At 63.0% G+C, this 21,946-nt stretch carries 24 protein-coding genes; 11 read left to right on the top strand and 13 right to left on the bottom strand.

The window, feature by feature from the left end; genetic code table 11:
* Window positions 1-5 precede the first annotated feature (5 nt).
* Window positions 6-782: a MetQ/NlpA family ABC transporter substrate-binding protein gene (locus M0654_RS03195; RefSeq protein ID WP_118850496.1), complete on the top strand. Its 777-nt coding sequence runs from the start codon at window positions 6-8 to the stop codon at window positions 780-782.
* 120 nt (window positions 783-902) lie between these two features.
* Window positions 903-3,095: a bifunctional diguanylate cyclase/phosphodiesterase gene (locus tag M0654_RS03200; RefSeq protein ID WP_390919505.1), complete on the top strand. Its 2,193-nt coding sequence runs from the start codon at window positions 903-905 to the stop codon at window positions 3,093-3,095.
* 29 nt (window positions 3,096-3,124) lie between these two features.
* Here M0654_RS03200 and trhO read toward each other — a convergent pair whose 3' ends face one another.
* The 3 genes from trhO to M0654_RS03215 are packed head-to-tail and all read right to left on the bottom strand — an operon-like array spanning window position 3,125 to window position 5,572.
* Window positions 3,125-4,069, bottom strand: a complete 945-nt coding sequence (gene trhO, locus M0654_RS03205) for an oxygen-dependent tRNA uridine(34) hydroxylase TrhO (RefSeq protein WP_248681803.1) — start codon at window positions 4,067-4,069, stop codon at window positions 3,125-3,127.
* 44 nt (window positions 4,070-4,113) lie between these two features.
* The gene (locus M0654_RS03210; RefSeq protein WP_248681804.1) at window positions 4,114-5,100 is read right to left on the bottom strand and encodes a CHAD domain-containing protein; all 987 of its coding nucleotides are present in this window, start codon (window positions 5,098-5,100) and stop codon (window positions 4,114-4,116) included.
* Window positions 5,075-5,572, bottom strand: a complete 498-nt coding sequence (locus tag M0654_RS03215) for a CYTH domain-containing protein (protein ID WP_248681805.1) — start codon at window positions 5,570-5,572, stop codon at window positions 5,075-5,077. Before M0654_RS03215 ends, M0654_RS03210 begins: the two co-directional genes overlap by 26 nt.
* A 162-nt stretch (window positions 5,573-5,734) precedes the next feature.
* Here M0654_RS03215 and M0654_RS03220 point away from each other — a divergent pair, with 162 nt between their 5' ends.
* The 4 genes from M0654_RS03220 to M0654_RS03235 all read left to right on the top strand — a co-directional run bounded on the left by M0654_RS03220 (window position 5,735) and on the right by M0654_RS03235 (window position 8,183).
* Window positions 5,735-6,385 carry a 2-dehydro-3-deoxy-phosphogluconate aldolase gene (locus M0654_RS03220; RefSeq protein WP_248681806.1) on the top strand — a complete coding sequence of 217 codons (651 nt, stop codon included), beginning with the start codon at window positions 5,735-5,737 and terminating at the stop codon, window positions 6,383-6,385.
* Between the two features lie 110 nt (window positions 6,386-6,495).
* Window positions 6,496-7,212, top strand: a complete 717-nt coding sequence (locus M0654_RS03225) for a tellurite resistance TerB family protein (RefSeq protein WP_248681807.1) — start codon at window positions 6,496-6,498, stop codon at window positions 7,210-7,212.
* Between the two features lie 75 nt (window positions 7,213-7,287).
* The gene (locus M0654_RS03230) at window positions 7,288-7,977 is read left to right on the top strand and encodes a GNAT family N-acetyltransferase (protein WP_248681808.1); all 690 of its coding nucleotides are present in this window, start codon (window positions 7,288-7,290) and stop codon (window positions 7,975-7,977) included.
* Window positions 7,974-8,183, top strand: a complete 210-nt coding sequence (locus M0654_RS03235) for a hypothetical protein (RefSeq protein ID WP_248681809.1) — start codon at window positions 7,974-7,976, stop codon at window positions 8,181-8,183. Before M0654_RS03230 ends, M0654_RS03235 begins: the two co-directional genes overlap by 4 nt.
* A 22-nt stretch (window positions 8,184-8,205) precedes the next feature.
* Here the strand turns inward: M0654_RS03235 and M0654_RS03240 are convergent, their stop codons facing one another.
* Entirely contained in the window at window positions 8,206-9,087 is an 882-nt protein-coding gene (locus M0654_RS03240) for an aldo/keto reductase family oxidoreductase (RefSeq protein ID WP_248681810.1), read from the bottom strand.
* Window positions 9,088-9,186: 99 nt separating this feature from the next.
* Here M0654_RS03240 and M0654_RS03245 point away from each other — a divergent pair, with 99 nt between their 5' ends.
* A complete protein-coding gene (locus tag M0654_RS03245; protein WP_248681811.1) occupies window positions 9,187-10,095 on the top strand; it encodes a LysR family transcriptional regulator in 909 nt (302 codons plus the stop codon).
* 4 nt (window positions 10,096-10,099) lie between these two features.
* On the opposite strand, the gene M0654_RS03250 is transcribed toward M0654_RS03245, so the two are convergent.
* The 3 genes from M0654_RS03250 to M0654_RS03260 all read right to left on the bottom strand — a co-directional run bounded on the left by M0654_RS03250 (window position 10,100) and on the right by M0654_RS03260 (window position 12,773).
* Window positions 10,100-11,155, bottom strand: coding sequence for a nickel/cobalt transporter (locus M0654_RS03250; RefSeq protein WP_248681812.1), 1,056 nt, complete (start codon window positions 11,153-11,155; stop codon window positions 10,100-10,102).
* Window positions 11,149-11,790, bottom strand: coding sequence for a DUF1007 family protein (locus M0654_RS03255; RefSeq protein ID WP_248681813.1), 642 nt, complete (start codon window positions 11,788-11,790; stop codon window positions 11,149-11,151). Before M0654_RS03255 ends, M0654_RS03250 begins: the two co-directional genes overlap by 7 nt.
* A gap of 86 nt (window positions 11,791-11,876) precedes the next feature.
* Window positions 11,877-12,773, bottom strand: a complete 897-nt coding sequence (locus M0654_RS03260; RefSeq protein WP_248681814.1) for a LysR family transcriptional regulator — start codon at window positions 12,771-12,773, stop codon at window positions 11,877-11,879.
* 546 nt (window positions 12,774-13,319) lie between these two features.
* On the opposite strand from M0654_RS03260, the gene odc2 reads away from it, so the two are divergent.
* Window positions 13,320-14,453 carry an ornithine/lysine decarboxylase gene (gene odc2, locus M0654_RS03265; RefSeq protein ID WP_248681815.1) on the top strand — a complete coding sequence of 378 codons (1,134 nt, stop codon included), beginning with the start codon at window positions 13,320-13,322 and terminating at the stop codon, window positions 14,451-14,453.
* A 96-nt stretch (window positions 14,454-14,549) separates the two neighbouring features.
* The gene (locus tag M0654_RS03270; RefSeq protein ID WP_248681816.1) at window positions 14,550-15,119 is read left to right on the top strand and encodes a GNAT family N-acetyltransferase; all 570 of its coding nucleotides are present in this window, start codon (window positions 14,550-14,552) and stop codon (window positions 15,117-15,119) included.
* A gap of 10 nt (window positions 15,120-15,129) precedes the next feature.
* Here the strand turns inward: M0654_RS03270 and M0654_RS03275 are convergent, their stop codons facing one another.
* Window positions 15,130-15,789 carry a glutathione S-transferase family protein gene (locus tag M0654_RS03275; RefSeq protein ID WP_248681817.1) on the bottom strand — a complete coding sequence of 220 codons (660 nt, stop codon included), beginning with the start codon at window positions 15,787-15,789 and terminating at the stop codon, window positions 15,130-15,132.
* A 113-nt stretch (window positions 15,790-15,902) separates the two neighbouring features.
* On the bottom strand, window positions 15,903-16,643 hold the full coding sequence (locus tag M0654_RS03280) for an SDR family oxidoreductase (protein WP_248681818.1): 741 nt from the start codon (window positions 16,641-16,643) through the stop codon (window positions 15,903-15,905).
* Between the two features lie 104 nt (window positions 16,644-16,747).
* Between M0654_RS03280 and M0654_RS03285 the strand changes: the two genes are divergently transcribed.
* Window positions 16,748-17,641: a LysR family transcriptional regulator gene (locus tag M0654_RS03285; RefSeq protein ID WP_248681819.1), complete on the top strand. Its 894-nt coding sequence runs from the start codon at window positions 16,748-16,750 to the stop codon at window positions 17,639-17,641.
* An 11-nt stretch (window positions 17,642-17,652) separates the two neighbouring features.
* On the opposite strand, the gene M0654_RS03290 is transcribed toward M0654_RS03285, so the two are convergent.
* Window positions 17,653-17,892: a hypothetical protein gene (locus M0654_RS03290; RefSeq protein ID WP_248681820.1), complete on the bottom strand. Its 240-nt coding sequence runs from the start codon at window positions 17,890-17,892 to the stop codon at window positions 17,653-17,655.
* The gene (locus M0654_RS03295) at window positions 17,892-18,158 is read right to left on the bottom strand and encodes a hypothetical protein (protein ID WP_118851614.1); all 267 of its coding nucleotides are present in this window, start codon (window positions 18,156-18,158) and stop codon (window positions 17,892-17,894) included. Before M0654_RS03295 ends, M0654_RS03290 begins: the two co-directional genes overlap by 1 nt.
* A 162-nt stretch (window positions 18,159-18,320) precedes the next feature.
* Here M0654_RS03295 and M0654_RS03300 point away from each other — a divergent pair, with 162 nt between their 5' ends.
* A complete protein-coding gene (locus M0654_RS03300) occupies window positions 18,321-19,391 on the top strand; it encodes a serine hydrolase domain-containing protein (RefSeq protein WP_390919566.1) in 1,071 nt (356 codons plus the stop codon).
* A 395-nt stretch (window positions 19,392-19,786) separates the two neighbouring features.
* Here the strand turns inward: M0654_RS03300 and M0654_RS03305 are convergent, their stop codons facing one another.
* Both M0654_RS03305 and M0654_RS03310 read right to left on the bottom strand, forming a co-directional pair.
* The gene (locus M0654_RS03305; RefSeq protein WP_248681821.1) at window positions 19,787-20,773 is read right to left on the bottom strand and encodes a WD40 repeat domain-containing protein; all 987 of its coding nucleotides are present in this window, start codon (window positions 20,771-20,773) and stop codon (window positions 19,787-19,789) included.
* Entirely contained in the window at window positions 20,773-21,912 is a 1,140-nt protein-coding gene (locus tag M0654_RS03310; protein ID WP_248681822.1) for a CobW family GTP-binding protein, read from the bottom strand. Before M0654_RS03310 ends, M0654_RS03305 begins: the two co-directional genes overlap by 1 nt.
* Window positions 21,913-21,946 lie beyond the last annotated feature (34 nt).

Below are 21,946 nucleotides of genomic sequence, written 5' to 3' on the forward strand. Positions count from 1 at the left end.
ATCCCATGAAAAAGCTTATCGTTGCTGCGGCACTCGCCGCATTTGCTGCCGGTTCGGCGCTCGCTGAAGACATCAAGGTCGGCGTCACGCCCGGCGAACACGCCCAGATCATGGAAAAGGTGAAGGACGTTGCGGCCAAGAAGGGCCTCAACATCGAGATCCTCGAGTTCTCCGACTACGTCGTGCCGAACCAGGCGCTCGCCGATGGCGACCTCAACGCCAACTCCTTCCAGCACCAGCCCTACCTCGACAACCAGATCGCTGACCGCGGTTTCAAGATTGTCAGCGTCGGCACGACCATCACCACCCCGATGGGCGTCTACTCCAAGAAGGTGAAGAGCCTCGACGAACTGAAGGAAGGCGCCACCGTCGCCATCCCGAACGACCCGACCAACGGCGGCCGTGCGCTTCTCGTTCTGGCCAGCAAGGGCCTGATCAAGTTCAAGGAAAACCCGGGCCTCAAGGTGACCTCGGCTGATATCGTCGAGAACCCGAAGAAGATCGAGTTCGCCGAAATCGACGCTGCCCAGCTGCCGCGTTCGCTCGACGACGTCGACGCTGCCGTCATCAACACCAACTACGCCATGGAAGCCGGCCTGCACCCGAAGACCGATGCAATCGCCATCGAAGGTGAAAAGTCGCCTTACGCAAACGTCATCGCCGTTCGCGAAGAAGACAAGGACGCTCCGTGGGTCAAGACGCTGGTTGAAGCCTACCATGACGATAGCATCCGCACCTTCATCAACGAAGAGTTCAAGGGCGCGCTGATTCCGTCCTTCTAAGACACTCGCGTTTAAACTCTTGAAAATGGCCGGTTCTCTTGCGGGAGAGCCGGCCATTTCTGCTTTAACGGCTTCTGAAGGAATCCCGGAGTAGGATTTTATTGCTCCACGAGGTACTCCATGCGGCTTCTTCCGCCACGAATTCGCCGGTCCAGTGCAATCGGCCGCCGCCTGGCTGTAACATGCATGTTGCTGGCCTTCGCGGTGGTGGTTCTCCTCGTGACGACCTTCATCCTGACAGCGCTGAACCGCATCGCCGACTACGCCAATCGGCTCGATGACGGACGCTCGTGGGAAACCACGACCGGTGCGGTGAAGACCTTCGAACGCCAGCTGCACGCGACGCTCAACGACTACGCCGCATGGGACGACGCAGCGCGTTATGTCTACGACAACGATGCCGACTGGATGGTCAGCAATCTCGGGATCATGACCGCCAACAGCAACCTGTTTGATGTCGCGGTCGTCATGGACAGCCAGCAGAACGTCATCATGACGTATGAGAACGGCCAGCCGGCTGCCTGGTCGCCAAACCAGTATTTCGATGAATCGCTGTCGACGCTGTTCGACAAGGCAAGCTCGGCCGGCAAGGACCAGCTTCCGGAAGCTTCCGGCTTCATCCAAACTTCGCGCGGCATGGCGGCTGTTGCGATCGGCCTCGTGCGCGAAAAGTCGGGCCGCCTGACGGTGGCGCCGGACGCGCGCCGCTTCCTCGTCTTCGCCCGTCATCTCGACGCGGAGACGATCGAGGATCTCGGCCGCACCTACATCATCGATGGTCTGCGTCTCGCCGGTGAAGACGACGTCACCTCCAAGGCCGTCGAGATCCGCAGCCGGCACGGCCAGATGCTGGCGCGGCTGACCTGGGATTCACGGCTTCCCGGCAACCTAGGTTACGTGGAGGTGAAGCCGCTCGTCTATTATGCGCTCGCGATGGTCGGGCTGTTTTTCCTGCTGCTGGTGGTGGGCGGCAGCAATACGCTGAAGAAGCTCAAGGCAGACGAGGCGGCGGCGCGGCATCTGGCGATGCGCGATCGCCTCAGCGGTCTCCTCAACCGCACCGGTTTCTTCCTGTCGCTCGACGAACTCGTCACCGAGGCGCAAAGCCGCGGCACCAATGTCGCGCTGCTTTATCTCGATCTCGACGGCTTCAAGGAAGTCAACGACGCCTATGGCCATGGCACCGGCGACCAATTGATCCGCGGCGTAGCGGCGGGCCTGAGGGCTCTCGTCGGTGAACGGGACGTGCTGGCGCGCGTCGGTGGCGACGAGTTCGCCATTGCCATCCAGGGCATCGAGGTCGGGCGCCTGGCGGATGAACTCAGCGACCGCATCCTTGGCTTCTTCGATGAACCTTTCATCATCGGCGAGCGGGTTGCGACGATCGGCACCTCGATCGGCATTGCGGTCTCGATCCGCGGCAAGGTCTCGGGCGAGGAACTCGTGCGCCGCGCCGACATGGCGATGTACCGCGCAAAGGAAACCGGCCGTGGCCGCGCCGAATATTACCGCAAGGAAATGGATGCCGAGCGTGAAGAGCGCAACAAGCTCGAGATCGACCTGCGGATCGCCATCGAACGGCGCGAGCTCACGGTGCTCTACCAGCCGGTCGTTGAGGCCGGTACGTGGCGGCTGGTCGGGCTGGAAGCGCTTTGCCGCTGGGATCGTCCAGGTTACGGCTACGTCTCCCCGGACGTCTTCATTCCGATCGCGGAATCTACCGGCTTGATCGACCAGCTCGGCCTCTTCGTGCTGCACCGGGCCTGCGAGACGATCGCCGCCTGGCCGGAGCTGAAGCTCGCGGTCAACATCTCGCCCGGCCAGTTCCGCGATCCGGCCTTCGCCGTCCATGTCGGTTCCGTGTTCCGCAAGACCGGGACCAAGCCTTCGCGTGTGACTTTGGAAATGACCGAAGGGTATTTCATCCAGAACCCGGAGCGTGCCCGCGGCGCACTCGCCAAACTGCGCCAGCTCGGCGTGAAGATCGCGCTCGACGATTTCGGCGCAGGCTTCTCAAGCGTCGGTTACCTTCGCCAGTTCGGCTTCGACCGGATGAAGATCGACAAGTCGCTGGTGCATGCGCTGGCCGAGGGAAGCCGTGCAGTCGACATGCTGCACGCCACCGTTTCGCTTGCCCGTTCGCTTGATATCCCGGTCACTGCCGAAGGTGTCGAAACGAAGGACCAGGCGGTTGCGCTGAAGCTCAGCGGTTGCGATGAGTTGCAGGGTTATCTGTTCGGCAAGCCGATGACGGCGCAGGAAGTCGACGCGCTGTACCGCAAGCGCTCGGAGGGGGAAGCGGGCGCAGCCTGACCAGGCCCGCCCGACTCAGTTTCGGCCCATCAGCTGCCGATATGTTTTTCGCCGCGCTTCTTGGCGAGCGCGATCTGGTGCTGGCGCTGGCGGTAGCGCAGCCGGTCTTCTTCGGTGCGCGTGTGGTAGCACTTCGAGCAGGACACGCCTTCCTCGTAGAGCGGTGAGGTGACTTCTTCGGCCGTGATCGGATTGCGGCAGGCGTGGCAGAGCTTGTGGTTGCCTTCCTTCAGGCCATGCTCGACGGACACGCGCTCGTCGAACACGAAACACGCGCCTTCCCACAGGCTTTCTTCGGCCGGCACTTCCTCCAGATATTTCAGGATGCCGCCCTTGAGGTGGTAGACTTCGTCGAAGCCCTGTTCCTTCATGAAGGCAGTGGCCTTTTCGCAGCGGATGCCGCCGGTGCAATACATGGCGATCTTCGGCTTGTTGTGCAGGCCGGGATTGTTGCGCACCCAGTCCGGAAACTCGCGGAAGGTCTTGGTCTGCGGATCGACCGCGCCCTTGAAGATGCCGATCGCCGTCTCGTAATCGTTGCGCGTGTCGATGACGATCGTCTCGGGATCGGAAATCAGCGAATTCCAATCCTTCGGGTCGACATAGGTGCCGACGATGCGGTTGGGGTCGATGTTGTCGACGCCCATGGTGACGATTTCCTTCTTGAGGCGCACCTTCATGCGCAGGAAGGGCATCTTCGAAGCGCGGCTTTCCTTGTGCTCCAGATGCGCGAACTCCGGCTGGGCGCGCAGGTAAGCGAGCAGCCTGGCGATTGCCTCGTCGGTTCCGGCCACCGTGCCGTTGATGCCCTCGCGGGCGAGCAGCAGCGTGCCCTTGATGCCGTTCTCGTCGCAAAGCGCCTGCAGCGGCTCACGGAAGCTTTCGCAGCGTTCGAAACGGGCAAAATGATAAAGCGCGGCCACGAGGAAAGGGCCGGCAGCTTCCGGTCTGGCGAGTGTCTGGTTTTCGGTCATGCCGGCTGAAATACAGCCAGATGCGCCGTGGCGCAACGGATTGCTTAAGCGGCGGGGGCGCTTTCTTTTGCCGCAGGCTGGCTCGTCTTGTGCTTTTTCTTCGCCTTGCGTTGCTTGCGCGCGTTGATGATTGCCTCGTGCCACAGCGTGGCGATGAGATCGCTTTCCCGCTCGGCCGTCTCGGAGAACACCTCGTGCGCCCGTTCCAGCGCTTCCTGGCGCAGGGCCTGCTGGCGGGCGATGATCGCGCCCAGCACCCGCGCCAGCGTATCGCTGTCGCCAAAGAGGTCGGGGCTTTCGTTGACGAGCCCGGTCAGCACCGACAGGTCATGTTCGTGGCCAAGAATGTCGACCAGTTCCTTGGTCTTCTGTTGCTTGGCGAGCATCGCCGACGGCCAGGCGTCGCGCAGCAGCGACAGATGCATCCAGTAGGCTTGGCCGGCTTTTCGCAGTTCGTGATAGTGCTCGGCATCCGACTGGCTATCGCAGGCGGCAAGGGCGGTGTCTGCCTTCTCGCGCTGCTTCTTCCAGGCCTTGGCAAGCCGCTTCGCGGTTGGCCCCGGCCGGTCATCGAGATCGAGCTCTTCCAGCGCTGCAATCGCCTCCCGGCAGGCCGCACTTGCGGCGGTTATCTTTGCGGGTAAGTCGTGTTCCTCCTCGGCGATGCGGTTGCGCCGCACGGTCAGCGCTTCGGACGCCAGCTTCAGGGCGGCGAGCTCGTCGTCGGAACCTGCATGGGTTGCCAGGTAATCGACCGTCTCGATGAGTGCGGTGGCATCCCGCACGGCCGACAGTGTCTTGGCGACATCGCGGATGCGGGCGTTTTCCCGATGCCGGAAGGTTTTGGCATCCGGTGCGACAAGGCGATAAAGCGCCCGCAGCCGCTTGAACCGCTTGCGTGCGGCATGCACGGCCTCATGGGGTGTGTCGGGCTGGTCTTCCAGAAGCCGGATGGCGCGGGAAAGCTGGCTTTCGGCAACGGCGCGGAATTCCGCGGTGAAAGGCTTAGAGGCTCGCAGACGATACGCCATGGACCAACTCCGAACTCATGTCCTCTGTCGCCATCACCAGGTTGGAAAAGCGCCGGTCGCCGGTCACTTCCTCGCCGATCCAATCCGGCAGGTCAGGCTGGGCAGCCTCATCCTCCATCTCCACCTCGGCAATGACCAGCCCCTGGTAGGCGCCTCCATAAACGTCGATCTCCCAGGTGTAGCCGTGGTGCTCCACCTCGTAGCGGGTTTTTTCCAGTACGACGCCCACGGCGCAATCGGCCAGTTGTTCGGCATCCGCCAAGGGGATCTCGTATTCGAACTCGTCGCGCGACATGAACTGGCGGCCGACCTTGATCGTCAGCTTGGCGCGCTCGCCGTCCATGATCCGCACCCGCACCGACCGATCCTCGCCCGAGGCGATATAGGCCTGGCGAAAGCTCGATGACGACACCGTCTGCGACCGCCACCCGTCGCCCACCACCTTGAACTTGCGCTCGATTTCCTTGGCCATGCACCCGCCTGCGTTACGCTCGCGCTTCGACGCGCAGCCTAAAGCAAAGGTTCCGATCCGCAACCACCGCAAATGTCGCAGATCCGGTTTTTTCTCGACAAGGGGAGCCCGCGGCGATATTCCCGCAAGCAGAATTTCAATCGTTTTAGCGGGAGAAGCGCCATGGCTGGCCAGACCGAAACACGGACCGAGAAGCTGCTTTCCATCCTCAAGCTCCAGCCCGTCGTGCCGGTGCTCATCGTCGAGGACGCAAAGTCGGCCGTGGGCCTTGCAAAGGCTTTGGTCGCAGGCGGCCTGAAGGCGATCGAGATCACCATGCGCACGCCGGCGGCCCTCGATGCCGTCAAGGCCGTAGCGGCCGAAGTCGAAGGCGCGCATGTCGGCGCCGGTACGATCCTGAACGGCCGCGACTGGGACGCAGCCGTCAAGGCTGGCTCCACCTTCATCGTTTCCCCGGGCGTCACCCCGGGCGTGCTCGCCGCCGCCAAGGATGGCGCCGTGCCGCTGCTTCCGGGTGCGGCAACCGCCAGCGAAGTCATGACGCTGCGTGAAGCAGGCTTCGACGTGATGAAGTTCTTCCCGGCCGAGCAGGCCGGAGGCGCCGCCTACCTGAAGGCGCTGTCCTCGCCCCTCGCTGGCACGCTGTTTTGCCCGACCGGCGGCATCTCGCTCAAGAATGCGAAGGACTACCTGTCGCTGCCGAACGTCGTCTGTGTTGGCGGCTCCTGGGTCGCGCCGAAGGACCTGGTTGCCGCAGGCGACTGGGCGGGCATCACCAAGCTTGCCGCCGAGGCAGCCGGCCTCAAGGCCTGATCCAAAGTCCGACTGCGCCTCAAGCCCATGCATCATCCGGCGCGGAGAAATTGTTTTCCGCGCTTGGGCTTCCTATCTCCACCGGACGTTCAAACGGTGAGGAGATAGCCATGTTCGATGCCAAGAAACTGCTGGACCAGTTCCTAGGTTCGCAGATATCCGGAATGTCGGGCGGAAACCTGAAGGATCGGGCAGGGCAACTCGGCGAGTATGCCCGCAACAATCCGTGGAAGGCAGCGGGGCTGGCAGCCGCCATGCTCGGCACCAAGACGGGCCGCAAGCTCGCGGGCAATGTCGCGTCCGCCGGCGGCCTTGCCGCAATTGCCGGCCTTGGCTACCTCGCCTACAAGAACTACCAGTCCGGCCAGTCGCCGCAGTCTGTGCCGCAACCACAACCGGCCACCAGCGAGCCGATCAGCCTGCCGCCGCCGGATTCGCCGTTCAGCCCGCAGTCGTCGCACCTGTCGAACGACTTTGCGCTGACACTGGTGAGGGCCATGATTGCCGCCGCCAAGGCCGATGGCCATATCGATGCCTCCGAACGTGCCAGCATTATGGAAAAGGTGCATGCGGTGGATCTTGGCTCGGAGGCCGAAGCCTTCATCCAGAACGAGCTCGCCAACCCCGTCGATATCGATGATCTCGTCGCCGCTGCCCGCACGGAAGAACAGAAGGTCGAGCTTTATACCGCGACCCGCATGACGATAGATCCCGACACCCGCGCCGAACGCGGTTACCTCGACCTGCTTGCAGGCCGCCTGGGGCTGCCGGACGCGCTGATCGATCATATTGACGCCACCGTTTCGGCCGCCAAGGTGCACGTCTAGCGACAGCGACAACTGGCCGGTTGCCTTTCCGGAGGCGCTGGCCTAAGCCTCTTGCCTCCTGGGAAAGAGGCCTTCATGCGCGACCTGACGAATTATAAAGTTTCCGCTCCGGGCCCGGTCACCCTGACCGGCCGTTTCGTGACGCTCGAGCCCTATGATCGCGACACGCATCTGGCGGGGCTCTGGGAAGCGCTGGGCGGTGCAGGGGCGATCAACGAGCTCCTGAAATATTTCCCGAGCGAGGACTATCACCAGCCCGAGGACCTCGATCGCTGGCTGCAGTCGGTGCGGCCGTCCGGTTACGTCACGCTGATCGCCCGCGAAAACGCCAGCGGCAAGATCGTCGGCATGGCAAGCTACATGCGCCCGGACCCGAAGAACGGCGTCGTGGAGGTGGGTTCGGTGGCGCATGGCGCCGCCATGAAGCGCTCGCCGATGGCGACTGAACTGCACTACCTCATGGCGCGCCACGTCTTCGATGACCTCGGCTATCGCCGCTACGAGTGGAAGTGCCACAACGAAAACGAGGCGAGCAAGACCACGGCTCGCCGCTACGGCTTCACCTTCGAGGGCGTCTTCCGCCAGCATGTGATCTCGCGCGGCCGCAACCGCGACACCGCCTGGTTCTCGATGATCGACAGCGAATGGCCGCTCCTGAAGGCGGCCTTCGAGGCATGGCTGGCACCGGAGAACTTCGACGGCGAGGGGCGGCAGAAGCGCCGTCTCGAAGAGATCCGCGCCGAGATTACGAAGGAGATGGCATGACGCCGGAAGCCAAGTCACACGCCATCGCGGCAGGGGTCATTCTCGTCGCCGCGATCCTGGTCATTTATTTCCTGCCGACCATCGTGATCGGCATCGGCCAGTATTCGCCGATCCTCGGCTTCGTGGTGGGCGCGCTCTTGCTGCTCGGCTTCTTTGCCGTCTTCTGGCTGCGGGCGCGTTACCAGAAAAACAGACGCGGCGAGTAACGCCGCGCCTTTTCTTTGACCATCAGGCAGCGGCTGCGGCCGAACCGATCTGGTTGAGTTCGGCGATCGCATCGGCCGGCAGCTCGAGATCTGCCACGGCGAGGTTTTCCCGAAGATGCCCGCGGGACGAGGTGCCCGGGATCAGCAGGATGTTCGGCGAGCGGGCAAGCAGCCAGGCGAGCGCCACCTGTAGCGGCGTGGCGCCAAGGCGCGATGCCACGTTCGACAGCGTTTCCGACTGCAAGGGCGAAAAGCCACCGAGCGGGAAGAAGGGCACATAGGCCGTTCCTTCCTTCGCCAGCTGGTCGATCAGCGCGTCATCCTCGCGGTGGGCGAGGTTGTACTGGTTCTGCACGCCGACGATCCGGGTGATCTTGCGGCCGTCCTCCACCTGCTTGCGGGTCACGTTCGACAGGCCGATATGCTTGATGAGGCCTTTCTGCTGCAGTTCGGCCAGCACCGTCAGCGGTTCTTCGAGCGACCCTTCCGCCGGGCCATGGACGTCGAACATGGCGCGCAGGTTGACCACCTCGATCACGTCGAGCCCGAGATTGCGCAGGTTGTCGTGAACCGCAGCTTCGAGATCCTGCCTGGAGAACGCCGGGTTCCAGGAGGCATCGGGGCCGCGTCGTGCGCCGATCTTGGTGACGACCACCAGGTCGTCGCGGTAAGGGTGCAGCGCCTCGCGGATGATCTGGTTGGTGATGTGCGGCCCGTAGAAGTCGCTGGTGTCGATGTGGTTGACGCCGCTTTCGACCGCCTCACGCAGCACCGCGACAGCTTCGGCACGATCCTTCGGCGGGCCGAAGACGCCCTTGCCGGCGAGCTGCATGGCGCCATAACCAAGCCGCTTCACGCTGCGATCACCAAGGGTGTAGGTTCCGGATTTTTCGATGTTGGTCATGTCTGTGCTCCTTGTTTCAGCTTCCGAAACAAAGATAGAGGCAGAACATCCTCAGGATAATCGGCTATAATCCGAACGGGTTGTACGGAGATTCGGACAATGACGATCGAGCTGGGAGACCTTGAAGCCTTTGTCGCGGTGGCGCGTGCCGGCGGCTTTCGCGAAGCGGCGCGCGTGACCGACCGCAGCGCCTCCAGCCTCAGCGACGCGATCCGCCGCCTTGAGGCGAGTGTCGGCGCGCGGCTCCTCAACCGCACCACCCGCTCGGTGCAGCCGACGGAGGTGGGGCGCGGCCTGCTTGACCGGCTGAGCCCGGTGTTGAGCGAGATGGAGGCGGCGCTGGATTTTGCCCGTGGCTCGGGCGACAGGCCCGCCGGCACCTTGCGGATCAACGTGCCGGTGAGTGCCGCACGGCTCGTCTTGCCACAGATCGTGCCGAGCTTCCTCAGGGCCTATCCCGACATCCAGTTGCAGATCTTCACGGACGAAAGCTTCGTCGACGTCATCGCCGCCGGCTGCGATGCCGGCATCCGTTACGAGGAGCGGCTGGAGCAGGACATGATCGCGGTGCCGATCGGACCGCGCGAACAGCGGTTTGCGGCGGCAGCCTCGCCCGAATATCTTGACGCCAACGGACGGCCGGAGCATCCGCGCGATCTCCTGTCCCACACCTGCATCCGCGCCCGGTTTGCGAGCGGTTCCATGGCGGTCTGGGAGTTCGAGCGCGACGGGGAGGAGGTCACGGTCGACCCCTCGGCGCAATTCGTGGTGCAGGCCGGTGGCGGCACCCAGCTTTCCGTCGATGTGGCGGTGGCCGGCGGCGGCATCGTCTACCTGTTCGAGGACTGGCTGCGCCCGCATCTCGACAGCGGTGTGCTGCAGCCGGTGCTGGAGGAGTGGTGGCCACGGTTTTCCGGACCATTCCTGTATTATCCGGGCCGGCGGCTCGTGCCAGCGCCGCTGCGCGCCTTCATCGATTTCGTCAAGGAGAACCGCTCGCGGGCGTGAGGCTTCAGCCGCCCACCCCCGGCGCCTGCAGCGAAGCCCCAAGCAGCGACAGCCCGATCAGCAGCACGAACAGCGCGCCGCCGATCTCGATGGCATGCCCCAGCCACCCTGCCTTGCGCGATCCGGGCCCGGCGAGCTTCAGCGCCATGTCCTTGGCGCCGACGGCGAGGATGGCGAGCAGGGCCACGGTGATCGCGGTGCCGATCGACATCGCCAACACGGAGAGCACGCCGCCGAGGTAGAGGCTGTTCAGCAGCGAAAAGCTCATCACCAGGATGGCGCCAGAGCAGGGGCGAAGGCCGACCGCAATGATTGCCGACCATGCTTCCCGGAGGCTGAACTCCCTGGCGCGCAGCATGGCGGGGTCGGGCATGTGGCTGACGCCGCAGGTCTCGCAGTATTCCGTCTCGCCCTTGTGGGCATGGTCATCGACCGCGACCGCCTGGAACTTGAGGCCGGTGGAGGTCCGCGCGCTGCCGGCGCTGTTGAACAGCATCGCCGTTGTTGGCGCGCGCACCACCCGCAATCGCAGTGCCCGTAGTTTCCTGACGAGCAACCAGGCTCCGAACAGCGCCACCATGGCAAAACTTGCGATCTCCATCGCCCGCGTCGCGGCCGTCATGGTGATGCCGGAGCCGCGCAGCAGGAAATAGGCAGCGCCAACGAGACCGATCGCAACAGCGCCCTGCAACAGCGCCGAAACGAAGGAGATGACGATACCGCGCTTCAACTGCACTTCGTTGGCGATCATGTAGGACGAGATGACCGCCTTCCCGTGGCCGGGACCCGCGGCATGGAAGACGCCATAGGCAAAGGACAGGCCGACAAGGCCGGACAGCGCCCATGGATCGTCGCGCATGGCCTTGAGCGCCGTCGTCAGCGATCTGTAGAAGGCCTGCTGGTGGGTGTTGATCCAGGCGAGGAAGGGGCCGAAAAGGCCCCCGGTCGAAAACGAGGGTTCGGCCGAGCCAACGCCCAGCGGAGACTGGGCAAGCGCGATGTTGGTCAAGGCAAAGGCAGTCAGAACGGCAAGGGCAAGCCCGTGTCGTCGTGTCAGCATGTCAGTTCCAGTCTTGTGGCGAACAGTTTTGTCATGTCGGTGCCGGTCGGGTCGTTGAAGAACGCGTCCGTCAGCGTGGCGCTGTTTTGCTCGATGATCTCGTCGGGGTCCGGACGCACCACCTTGTGCTGGCAGTGCCCGAAACCCTCTCCCTTGACCGCCAGGTCCTCATCGGTCGGGAAATCGATCGAGGTGTACATGGTCGGGTCATAGATGCCAAAGGTGAGCCTTCCCTTCACCGGCACCGGCTTCACCGGCTTGATCGCGAAGATCACCAGCAACTGGTTGTCTTGCAGCGTCACATGCAGCACGTCGGGCTTCGTGACGTCGACCGTCTCGCCATTCATGGTGATGGTGGTGAAATAGCTGTAGTCAGCAAGCGAGGTGCGCATCGTCTCGCCAAGTTCGGCAAGTTCGGCCTCGTCGAGCTTCAGGTCGGTGTTCTTGTCGAAATCTAGGATGACGCTCGAGGAGAACATCTCGTCGAACCGCCAGACGTTGTGGAGTTCGGCGACATTGCCGTCAGCACCGGCCACCACTTCCAGGCGGGCTTCGGCGAAGACATGCGGATGCGCCAGCGCGGGCAACGGCGCCAAGGCGAAAAGACCGACTGCCGCCGCTCGAAGATAGGTCATGAAGGAAGGCCGCCCCGCTTCTTGTTTTCCGATTGGGTGATCTGACGCGCAAATGAGACGGAATTTCGGCTCCGGTCAACGCTGGCTCAGTGGTTCTGGCGCCGGAACCAGGCCGACAGGAAATCCACGAAACTGCGGACCTTTGCCGGAAGATAACGGCGATGCGGGTAGACGGCATAGATGCCGCGATCCTTGGTGATGTAGTCATCAAACAGGGTCACCAGTTCGCCCGACTGGATGGAACTGCCGGCAATGAAATCCGGAATGATGGCAACGCCGATGCCGGCACGCGCGGCGCGCAGGGTTGCCTGCGGGCTGTTCACCTCGATCGGGCCGCTCACGGCCACCGAAATCGTCGCGCCGTCGGTGTCGGAGAACCGGACGTTGTTATGCCAGCGGGAGTTGGTGTCGATGATGAACGGCACCCGGTTCAGGTCCTGGGGATGCTCCAACGGGCCATACTTGGCAACGAAGTCCGCCGTCGCCACCGCGTAGACCCGGAAGTCGGAGAGCTTGCGGGCAATCAGTCCCGAATCCTCAAGCTTGGTGATTCGAATCGCAAGGTCGAAATTTTCCTCGATGAGGTCGACGAATCGGTCCTCGGCGACGATTTCGAGCGAGACTTCGGGATGATCCTTGGCGAAATCGATCAGCGACTGGCCAACCTCGGCATCCACGAAGGTGCGTGGTGCGGAAACTCGCAGGCGACCCTTCAGGTCGGCGTTATTTTCCCGCACCAGGTCAGCTAAGTTGTCAATTTCCTTGAGGATATCGGCGGCCGTCCGATAATAGGTATGGCCTGCCTCCGTCATCGAGAACTGGCGGGTGGTGCGATTGAGCAGCAGCGCGCCCAGATCGTCCTCAAGCTCACGGACGTATTTCGAAAGCAGCGCCTTCGAGCGTCCCGTGCGACGTGCGGCGGCGGAAAACCCTTCCGCTTCAACCACATCGATGAAAGCGCGCATACGCGTCAAAGTATCCAAACGTCACCCCACTTCTCCGGCGGTTACTAGTTGGGAACTCGCTGGAAATTGTGCAATGCGAATTTTAGGCGAAAGCAAAAAATCTCTTGATTATGACCTCGTTTATTCTTATTTCCCGTGCTGCCCAAAGTCGCACGTGCCTGTGGGTGTCCGCCGACCCTCGAATTGGGATCTAAGTCCCTAAGGTGAGGTCATCGGTAAGGTACCTGGAACTAACCGCTCCAGTCGCTATTCCGGCCAACCGGGAAATGCGAGGACATCTTGAAGCAACGACGGTGCGGGCCTTTCTGGTCTCTGTAGGCTTTCCATCAGCCTGCAATTCTGAAGAGGCACACCATCATTGCCGGAAGTGCGGTAGGGACCACCCTCCAATCCAAGGCAGACAAAGCCGGATCAATGCTCATGGCAGGGCGTTGGTCTACATATCGCGCGTATGGGCGTGTTTAGGTTCCGGGATCTCCATCGGCCGGGGCCTTGCGCATACTCATCCGTCCTTTGTCCTCCGGTTTGACCGCCGGAGCTTTGAGATTTCGAAGGGACTGACCGATGACCACAGCTCGCATCCTCGACTTTCTGCAGACCCGACGTCCTGAAGGCCCGTGCCTCGTCGTTGATCTCGATGTCGTCCGCGACAACTTCACCGCCTTCCGTCATGCCCTGCCGGACAGCGCGATCTATTATGCCGTCAAGGCAAACCCGGAGCCGGAAATCCTGAAGCTGCTCGCTTCCATGGGTTCGAGCTTCGATTGCGCCTCCGTGGCCGAAATCCAGATGGCTCTCGATGCCGGCGCCACGGCCGACCGCATCTCCTTCGGCAACACGATCAAGAAGGAGCGCGACGTTGCGCGTGCCTTCGAGCTCGGCGTTGGCCTTTATGCCGTCGACAGCCACGAGGAAGTCGAGAAGGTTGCCCGTGCCGCCCCCGGCGCCAAGGTATTCTGCCGCGTGCTGACCGATGGCGAAGGCGCCGAATGGCCGCTGTCGCGCAAGTTCGGCTGCGTGCCGCAGATGGCGGTCGACGTGCTCGTCTACGCACACCAACTGGGCCTTGAGTCCTACGGCGTGTCGTTCCACGTCGGTTCGCAGATGACCAAGCTCGACGCTTGGGATGCCGCCCTTGCCGATGCCAAGCGCGTCTTCGCGCAGCTCGCCAAGCAGGGCATCTTCCTGCAGATGGTCAACATGGGTGGCGGTTTCCCGACCAAGTACCTGCGCGACGTGCCGACGGCGGAAGCCTACGGCCAGGCGATCTTTGCTGCGCTGACCAAGCATTTCGGCAACAACCTGCCGAAGACGATCATCGAGCCGGGTCGCGGCATGGTCGGCAATGCCGGTGTCATCAAGGCTGAAGTCGTCCTCGTGTCGAAGAAGTCGGACAACGACAACCATCGCTGGGTCTTCCTCGACATCGGCAAGTTCGGTGGTCTCGCCGAAACCATGGACGAGGCAATCCGCTATCCGATCCGCACCGTGCGCGATGCGGACCAGATGGAGCCTTGCGTGCTGGCCGGCCCAACCTGCGACAGTGCCGACGTGCTCTACGAGAAGAACATGTATCCGCTGCCGATCTCTCTGACGATCGGTGACGAAGTTCTGATCGAAGGCACCGGCGCCTATACGACGACCTATTCGGCAGTCGCCTTCAACGGCTTCGAGCCGCTCAAGGCCTACGTCATCTAGGGCGTTCATCCTCGCCGGCCCCGTAACCAGTCGGGGCGGCAAACCCACCATTTTCGCTGATACCGTCTGAAACGGTTTTGGGTTCGGGAGGCCACGATGGCCACTGTTCTTGATTCTGTCCGCGCGACCCTTGCGCCGAACGCCACCTTCACGATCGACGCCGAAACGGCGGGCGATGTCCTTGCGCGCGAGAGCCTGCTCGACCGCGCGATGGGGGCGGACCGCCGCACCAAGTCGTCTGAGAAGATCCGCCGCGGTCGCCTGCCGGCCGACGGCTTGGCGCTTGTTGCGCGTGATGCCGACGCCCAGGTGATCGGCACCGTTCGCCTGTGGGACATCCAGGCTGGTATTTCGCCCGAAGGTAAGCCGATCCCGGCCCTGCTGCTTGGGCCGCTGGCGGTCGATCCGAACCATGAAGGAAAGGGCATCGGCGGCGCGCTGATGCGAGCTGCCATTGCCGAGGCGGCAAGCCGCGGCCATGGCGCGATCCTGCTGGTCGGCGATGCCGCCTATTACGAGCGCTTCGGTTTCCTGGCGGAAAAGGCCCAGCATCTCGTGATGCCGGGCCCGTTTGCCCGCGACCGGTTCCTCGGCCTCGAATTGAAGGCCGGCTGGCTGGATGGTGCGGCCGGCATGGTGGTCGCCAGCGGCCGCAGCCAGGCCTGATCCTCTTGCCTCAGGCCTTGCCGCGCGCCTTGGCGTAAGCGTATTCGCCGCCCTTGCTCAGGGCCGTCTGATAGGCCGGGCGCGCACGGATCCTCTCGAGCCAGCCGATCGTCGCCGGCCGGCTTTCACCAAGTCCTGCACGGCTTCGCGCTGCTTCCAGCGGAAAACTCATCATGATGTCGGCGGCGGTCATCTCGCCGCCGGCAAACCATGGCCGCCGGCTCAACTCCCGTTCCACGAACTCGAGATGCACGTCCACCATCGGCTGGATGCGCTGGGCTGCCTTCTTGCCGAGGAAGGGCACGCGGCTCACCACCAGCTTGGCAAATAGCGGCGGCATCAACGAGCCTTCCGCGTAATGCATGAACTGGCGGTAGAGCAGGTGGCCCTCGCCGCTCGGCGGAGGGCCGAGCCTGCCGCCCGCCTTGTCGACCAGGTATTCGCAGATCGCACCGGTCTCGACGAGCGTCACCCCCATGCCGCCGGGGCCATCGGTGTCCTCCAGGATCGGCGACTTGCCGAGCGGGTGCACCTGGCGCATCTCCCGCGGGGCCAGCATGGTTTTCGGGTCCCGCTTGTAGAAGCGGATCTCGTAGGTCATGTCGAGTTCCTCAAGCATCCAGAGGATGCGCTGGGAACGGCTGTTGTTGAGATGATGGACGATGATCACAACGCAGCTCCGAAGTTGGGGCGCATACCGGCGCCTCAACCTATTACGCATGAAAACCGCATCCGGACCAACCGGTAAAAGCGAAATCCGCGTCCGGCGGCTGTGCCGAAGCATCAGATCATGCCGCCATTGGCGCGCAGGATCTGGCCGTTTACCCAGCCGCTGTCCGGGCTTGCGAGGAACGACACGACCGGGGCAATGTCGTTCGGCTGGCCAAGACGCCCCAGCGGGATCAAGCCGACGATGCGCTGGAGCAGGTCGTCCGACTTGCCGTTCATGAAGAGCTCCGTTTCCACCGGACCCGGTGCCACGGTATTGACGGTGATCTTGCGGGCACCGAACTCCTTGGAAGCAACATGCGTCAAGGCTTCGACGCCGGCCTTGCTGGCGGCATAGGCGCCATAGGTCGGGCCATAAACGCCGACGACACTGGACGACAGGTTGATGATCCGGCCGCCTTCGCGCAGCCGCTTACCACCCTCGCGGATGCCGCGGAAAGTGCCGGTCAGGTTCACCGCCAGATGCTGTTCGAAGGCGTCGTCGCTGGTGTCCGCCACCGGCGAGAGCGCCATCATTGCGGCATTGTTGACGAGGACATCGACGCCGCCAAAGGCTTGTTCCGCGGCATCGAAAAGCCGTGCCATGGCATCGGTCGCACCGACATCGGCCTGCACGGCAATGGCCTTGCCGCCAGTAGCCTCGATCTCCGCCACGGCCTCGTCGGCTGCTGCGCGGCTCGATGCATAGTTGACGACCACAGCAAGCCCGTCCTGCGCGAGCCTCAGGGCAATCGCCTTGCCGATCCCCTTGGAAGCGCCGGTAACGATGGCAACACGTTGAACTGGATTGGTCATGGAATTTCTCCTGTTGTTGTGGTGACCAAGAGATATGACTGTCGTGCAGGCAGAACAATTGGCGCCAACTTGACATCAAAATTCGGCTGTGGTGAACAACGGAGATGGATCGTCTCGGGCGCATGCAGCTCTTTACGCGGATCGTCGAACGGGGAAGCTTTGCTGCCGCCGCGGCCGACCTGGGGCTGGCGCGTTCCACCGTCACCGCCGCCATCAAGCAGCTTGAAGACGATATTGGCGTGCGCCTCCTGGAGCGGACGACGCGGCATGTTACGCCGACGCTTGACGGTCGCGGTTTCTACGAGCGTTGCCTGTCGATCCTCGCCGATGTGGACGAGGCGGAGAATATCTTCCGCGATGCGCAGCCGCGCGGGCTCCTCAGGGTCGATGCCCATCCGCATCTCACCCGCACGCTGCTTGTGCCGCGGCTGCACGAGTTCCTCGATCGTTATCCGCTCATCGACCTGCAGATCGGCCAGGGTGACCGGCTGGTCGATCTCGTGCGCGAGGGGGTCGATTGCGCCATCCGAGCCGGAGAACTCGAAGACACCGGGCTCATCATGCGCCGGCTCGGCCAACTCACCGAAATCACCTGCGCCAGCCCTGCCTATATCGAAAAGCACGGCATGCCGCGCTCGCCGGACGAGCTTGAAGGCCACCAGGCGGTCGGCTTCATCTCGTCGCGCACCGGGCAGATCATGCCGCTCGAATTCACCGTGGACGGCGAGTTGCGGCACGTCACCTTGCCGTGCCGGCTCACCGTCAACAACTCCGACACGATGGTGGATCTGGCGCGCCAGGGTTACGGCCTGATGCAGGCGCCGCGCTACCGCTTCCGTGACGACCTGGAGGCGGGCCGCCTCGTGGAGGTGCTGGCAGATTTCCCGCCATCGCCCACGCCGCTTTCGGCACTTTACCCGCAGAACCGCCAGCTTTCGCCGCGCGTGCGGGTGTTTATCGATTGGATCGCAAGGGTGTTCGCAGAAGCCGAGCTATAGGGCAGGGCGCGTCACGGCTGGTAGATCGCCTGCAGCTTTGCCAGGTCCGCCGCCTTCAACTCCACAGGGTCGGCATCGTCGCGCAGCGGCTTGAACCATGATGCCGCCTCCTGGACGCGCTTTCCATGCGGCTCCGGATAACTGCCGAGCCCCAGCACCCATTGGCGAACAATATCGCGTTCCATGCGTCCGGCGGCATAACGGTCATGCATCGTCCGGGCGGACGTAATCAGGTCTTCGACCTTCTTCATCAGTGCACCATCGGCTCCGGGTCCGGTTCGCCGAAGAAGGAGCGGATGCCGTCGCGCTCCACGGTCGCCAGGAACTCGTCGAAGGCCTCGCGATCCGTGGCGAAGGGTTCCTCCCAGGAGGTCACATCCTCATCCGGGGTGATGACTTCGAGGGTCCAGTCGCCATTCGTCCCTGCCTCGCGATAGATATCGACGAGAACGGTAATGTCGTCCTGCGTGAACTCGCCCGCAAGTTCAGAATGTTCGGTCTTGGGTGCCTTGGCCATTGAGTGTCCGATCATTGAGCCGATGCCGGCTGCTTGCCCCGAAGGCTGGCAACCGATGCCCTTCATCGCCCTGTTTGGCGATTCCGGCAAGAGTTATTCCGCCACCTGCTTTGCCACGGCAAGTGCTCACGGTGCGTCACCATGGCGTGAATCCGGCTGATGATGGTACAAGAGCAGCCCACATCACCCTATCTGCCGCGCATGTTGACCCGACGCCACACCCTCCTTGCCCTGCCGGCGCTGCTCGCCACGCGTCCCGGCCTTGCCCAAGACACAAGGCAACTGCCGGTGCCACAACCTCCGACGTCCGTCGATGCGGTGCTCGCCGGTGCGGGCGAACTCGAGCCGCTCAAGGTGGTTATGGTATCGCGGGAAGGGCGGATCGTGGCACAGCGCGCCTTCAACGGCCATTCGCTCGATGCCTCGACCAACATCAAGTCCGCCTCCAAGTCGATCATCTCCTGCCTCGTCGGCATTGCCATCGACCGAAAGCTGCTGGACGGCACGGAGCAGAAGATCGCGCCGATCCTCCAATCCGAGCTGCCGCGCAACCCGGATCGGCGCATCCACGAGATCACCATCGGCAATCTCCTGTCCATGCAGGCGGGGCTGGCGCGCATGTCGGGCCCGAACTACGGCCGCTGGGTCTCGAGCCGCAATTGGGTGCGCTTTGCGCTGTCCGAACCCTTCGATGGCGAGCCCGGCGGTGCGATGCTGTATTCCACGGCCTCAACGCATCTCTTGTCGGCCATCCTCACCCGGGTCAGCCGCAAGCCGACGCTGACACTGGCGCGCGAATGGCTGGCACCGCTGGATGACTTCCGCATCGGCTCATGGGAGCGCGATCCGCAGGGCATCCATCTCGGCGGCAACCAGATGGCGATGACTGCACGCTCGCTCCTGGCCTTCGGCGAGCTCTACCGCAACGGCGGCAAGGCCCCGAACGGCAAGCAGGTCGTGTCGCAGAGCTGGATCGAACAAAGCTGGACGCCGCGCACAAACTCCCGTTTCTCCGGCGATGGATATGGCTACGGCTGGTTCCTGCGCTCGATCGGCGGCGAAGACGTGAAGTTCGGCTGGGGTTACGGCGGCCAGATGGTGTATGTTGTGCCGTCGCTGGCGCTCACCGCCGTCATGACTTCCAGCGACAGCGGACCATCGGCGCGAAGCGGTTATCGCGACGACCTGCACGACCTGCTTGCCGAGATCATCGACGCGGTTCGCCAAGCTTGATCAAACGTGGAAAATTTCGGGGTGCTGCCCGAGCAACTTCAACCGCATAGCTGAAAAACAGGGGCCGTTTTTCCACGGGGTCCGGCCGGCGCTTATTCTGGTCCCGTCATCGGACAGGAAGTCGGGTCGCGAACCGGCTTTTCCTCTTGGGGAAGTAACCATTGTCCGATGATGGCTGTTGATGCAGGAAGGCGCTGTCAGGGCGCCGACCACCGAAAGGAACCGGTTTCGTAATTTGGACCCTCCGGAACCAGCCTCTCGGAAAATGCAAAAGCAGTCGGGCAGGCGGCAAGCCTGACATACTACCTCTAGCCTACCAACTGCCTGCCCATGTCACATGGATCCGGCCGCGGCGGAGTTATCTCCGCTGCGGTTATCCGTGCTGCTCAATTTTCTTAAGCCGAGATGTCGACCACGCCGCAATCGCCAGCTTCGGATGAGAAGGCCAGAAGCCTGCCATTGGCGCTCCAGCTCATGCCGGTGATCGCGCCCTTGCCGGGGCGGCGCAACAGCGCCTCCTTCTGGTCAGCGATGCGAACGCCAAGGATCATCCCATCGACAAAACCGATCGCAAGAACTTCTTCGGCCGGGTGGAAGGCAACCTGTGTGACCAGGATATTGGCGCGGGTGCCGAGTTCGAGCGGCGCCTTGCCCATCGGCCCGTCCTTCGACGAGAAGGGCCAGACGATCGCCGCCGGTGCACCGGAGGAGGCAAGCCACTTGCCCTTCGGGGACCACGACAGCGACTTCACCTTGGCCGGGTAACCGGTCATCCGCATGTGGCGATTTTCGCCGGGCTTGCCATCGAGCTTCCAGCCGTGCAGCGCGTTTTCCTGCATGGTGGTGACCAGGAAGCGTCCGTCGGGCGAGAAGGTGACGCCGGTATGGGCGCCCTTCCATTCGAGATCGACCGGTGCGCCCGAGGTCGCAACCCAGTGCAGCGTCACGCCATTGTAGCGGGCGGCGGCAATGCGCAGCCCCTTGGTGGCGAAGGCCAGCCCTTCAACGCTGCGCTCTTCCTTGAACTCCTTGATGGTGCCGTCATTCTGGCGAACGAAGCTCGACTTGCCATGCGCATAAGCAACGGCGCCCTGCGGACCGCCAGCCACCACGGAAATCCACTTGCGCGGCGCTTCGGCGAGCACCGTCGCCGTGCCGTCCGCGGCAATCCGAACCACCTTGCCGTCCTCGCCGCCGCTGATGAGCGACGGGCTATGCAGATCGCGGATGCAGGTGAGCAGCCCCTGGTGGGCCTCTGTTACCTTTTCGCCGCTGTCCAGCCGGTGGATCGTGCCCGATGCATTGGCGAAGAAGGGCGTGTCGCCGAGGAAATGAGCCGCGACGACATGGCCTTCGATATCAAACGGTGCAACTGTCGGCATCAGGCGGCGGTCGTTACGGCAGCCTGGCAGGCGAGGAAGCTCTTCTCGATCTTGTCGAAGTCAAGCTCGCGGCCGATGAAGACGAGGCGGCTTTCGCGCTTTTCGCCATCCTTCCACGGACGCTGGTGATCGCCTTCAACGATCATGTGCACGCCCTGCACCACGTACCGTTCCTCGTCGCCCTTGAAGGCGATGATGCCCTTGAGGCGCAGGATGTTCGGGCCCTCCGTCTGGGTGATCTTCTGGATCCAGGGGAAGAAGCGCTCCGGGTTCATCTCGCCGCCACGCAGAGAGATCGACTTCACCGTCACGTCATGGATCGGCGACATGGCGCCATGCTCATGGTGGTGATGGTCGTGATCATGGTCATGATCATGATGATGGTGGTCATGATCGTGGTCGTGGTGATGATGGTGGTGCCCGTGGTCATGATCGCAGTCGGGGCCGCAGACATGGTCCTCGTGGTCGTGGTCCAGGAAGTGCGGATCGTTTTCCAGCGCACGTTCCAGGTTGAAGGCGCCTTGGTCCAGCACGCGGGCGAGATCGACGCCCGAACGGCTTGTCTTGTAGACACGCGCGGTCGGGTTGATGGCGCGCACGACATCCTCGACGACGGCCAGTTCTTCCGGCGAAACAAGGTCGGTCTTGTTGATCACGACGACATCGGCAAAAGCGATCTGGTCTTCGGCCTCGCGGCTGTCCTTCAGGCGAAGCGGCAGGTGCTTGGCATCGACCAGCGCCACCACGGCGTCGAGTTCCGTCTTGGCGCGCACGTCGTCGTCCATGAAGAAGGTCTGCGCAACCGGCACCGGATCAGCCAGGCCGGTGGTCTCGACGATGATGCCGTCGAAGCGGCCAGGGCGGCGCATCAGGCCTTCCACGACCCGGATCAGGTCGCCGCGAACGGTGCAGCAGACGCAGCCGTTGTTCATCTCGTAGATTTCTTCATCCGACTCGACGATCAGGTCGTTGTCGATGCCGATCTCGCCGAATTCGTTGACGATGACGGCATATTTCTTGCCGTGGCTTTCCGACAGGATGCGGTTCAGGAGCGTCGTCTTGCCGGCGCCGAGATAGCCGGTCAGCACAGTCACGGGTACGGGCTTCGGAGCGGCTGCTTCGGATGTGTTTTCGGCCATGGGAAACCTCGAATTCTTTGGGAGTTCGTCCGGC

Source organism: Neorhizobium turbinariae (assembly GCF_023223505.1).
Classification (GTDB): domain Bacteria; phylum Pseudomonadota; class Alphaproteobacteria; order Rhizobiales; family Rhizobiaceae; genus Neorhizobium; species Neorhizobium turbinariae.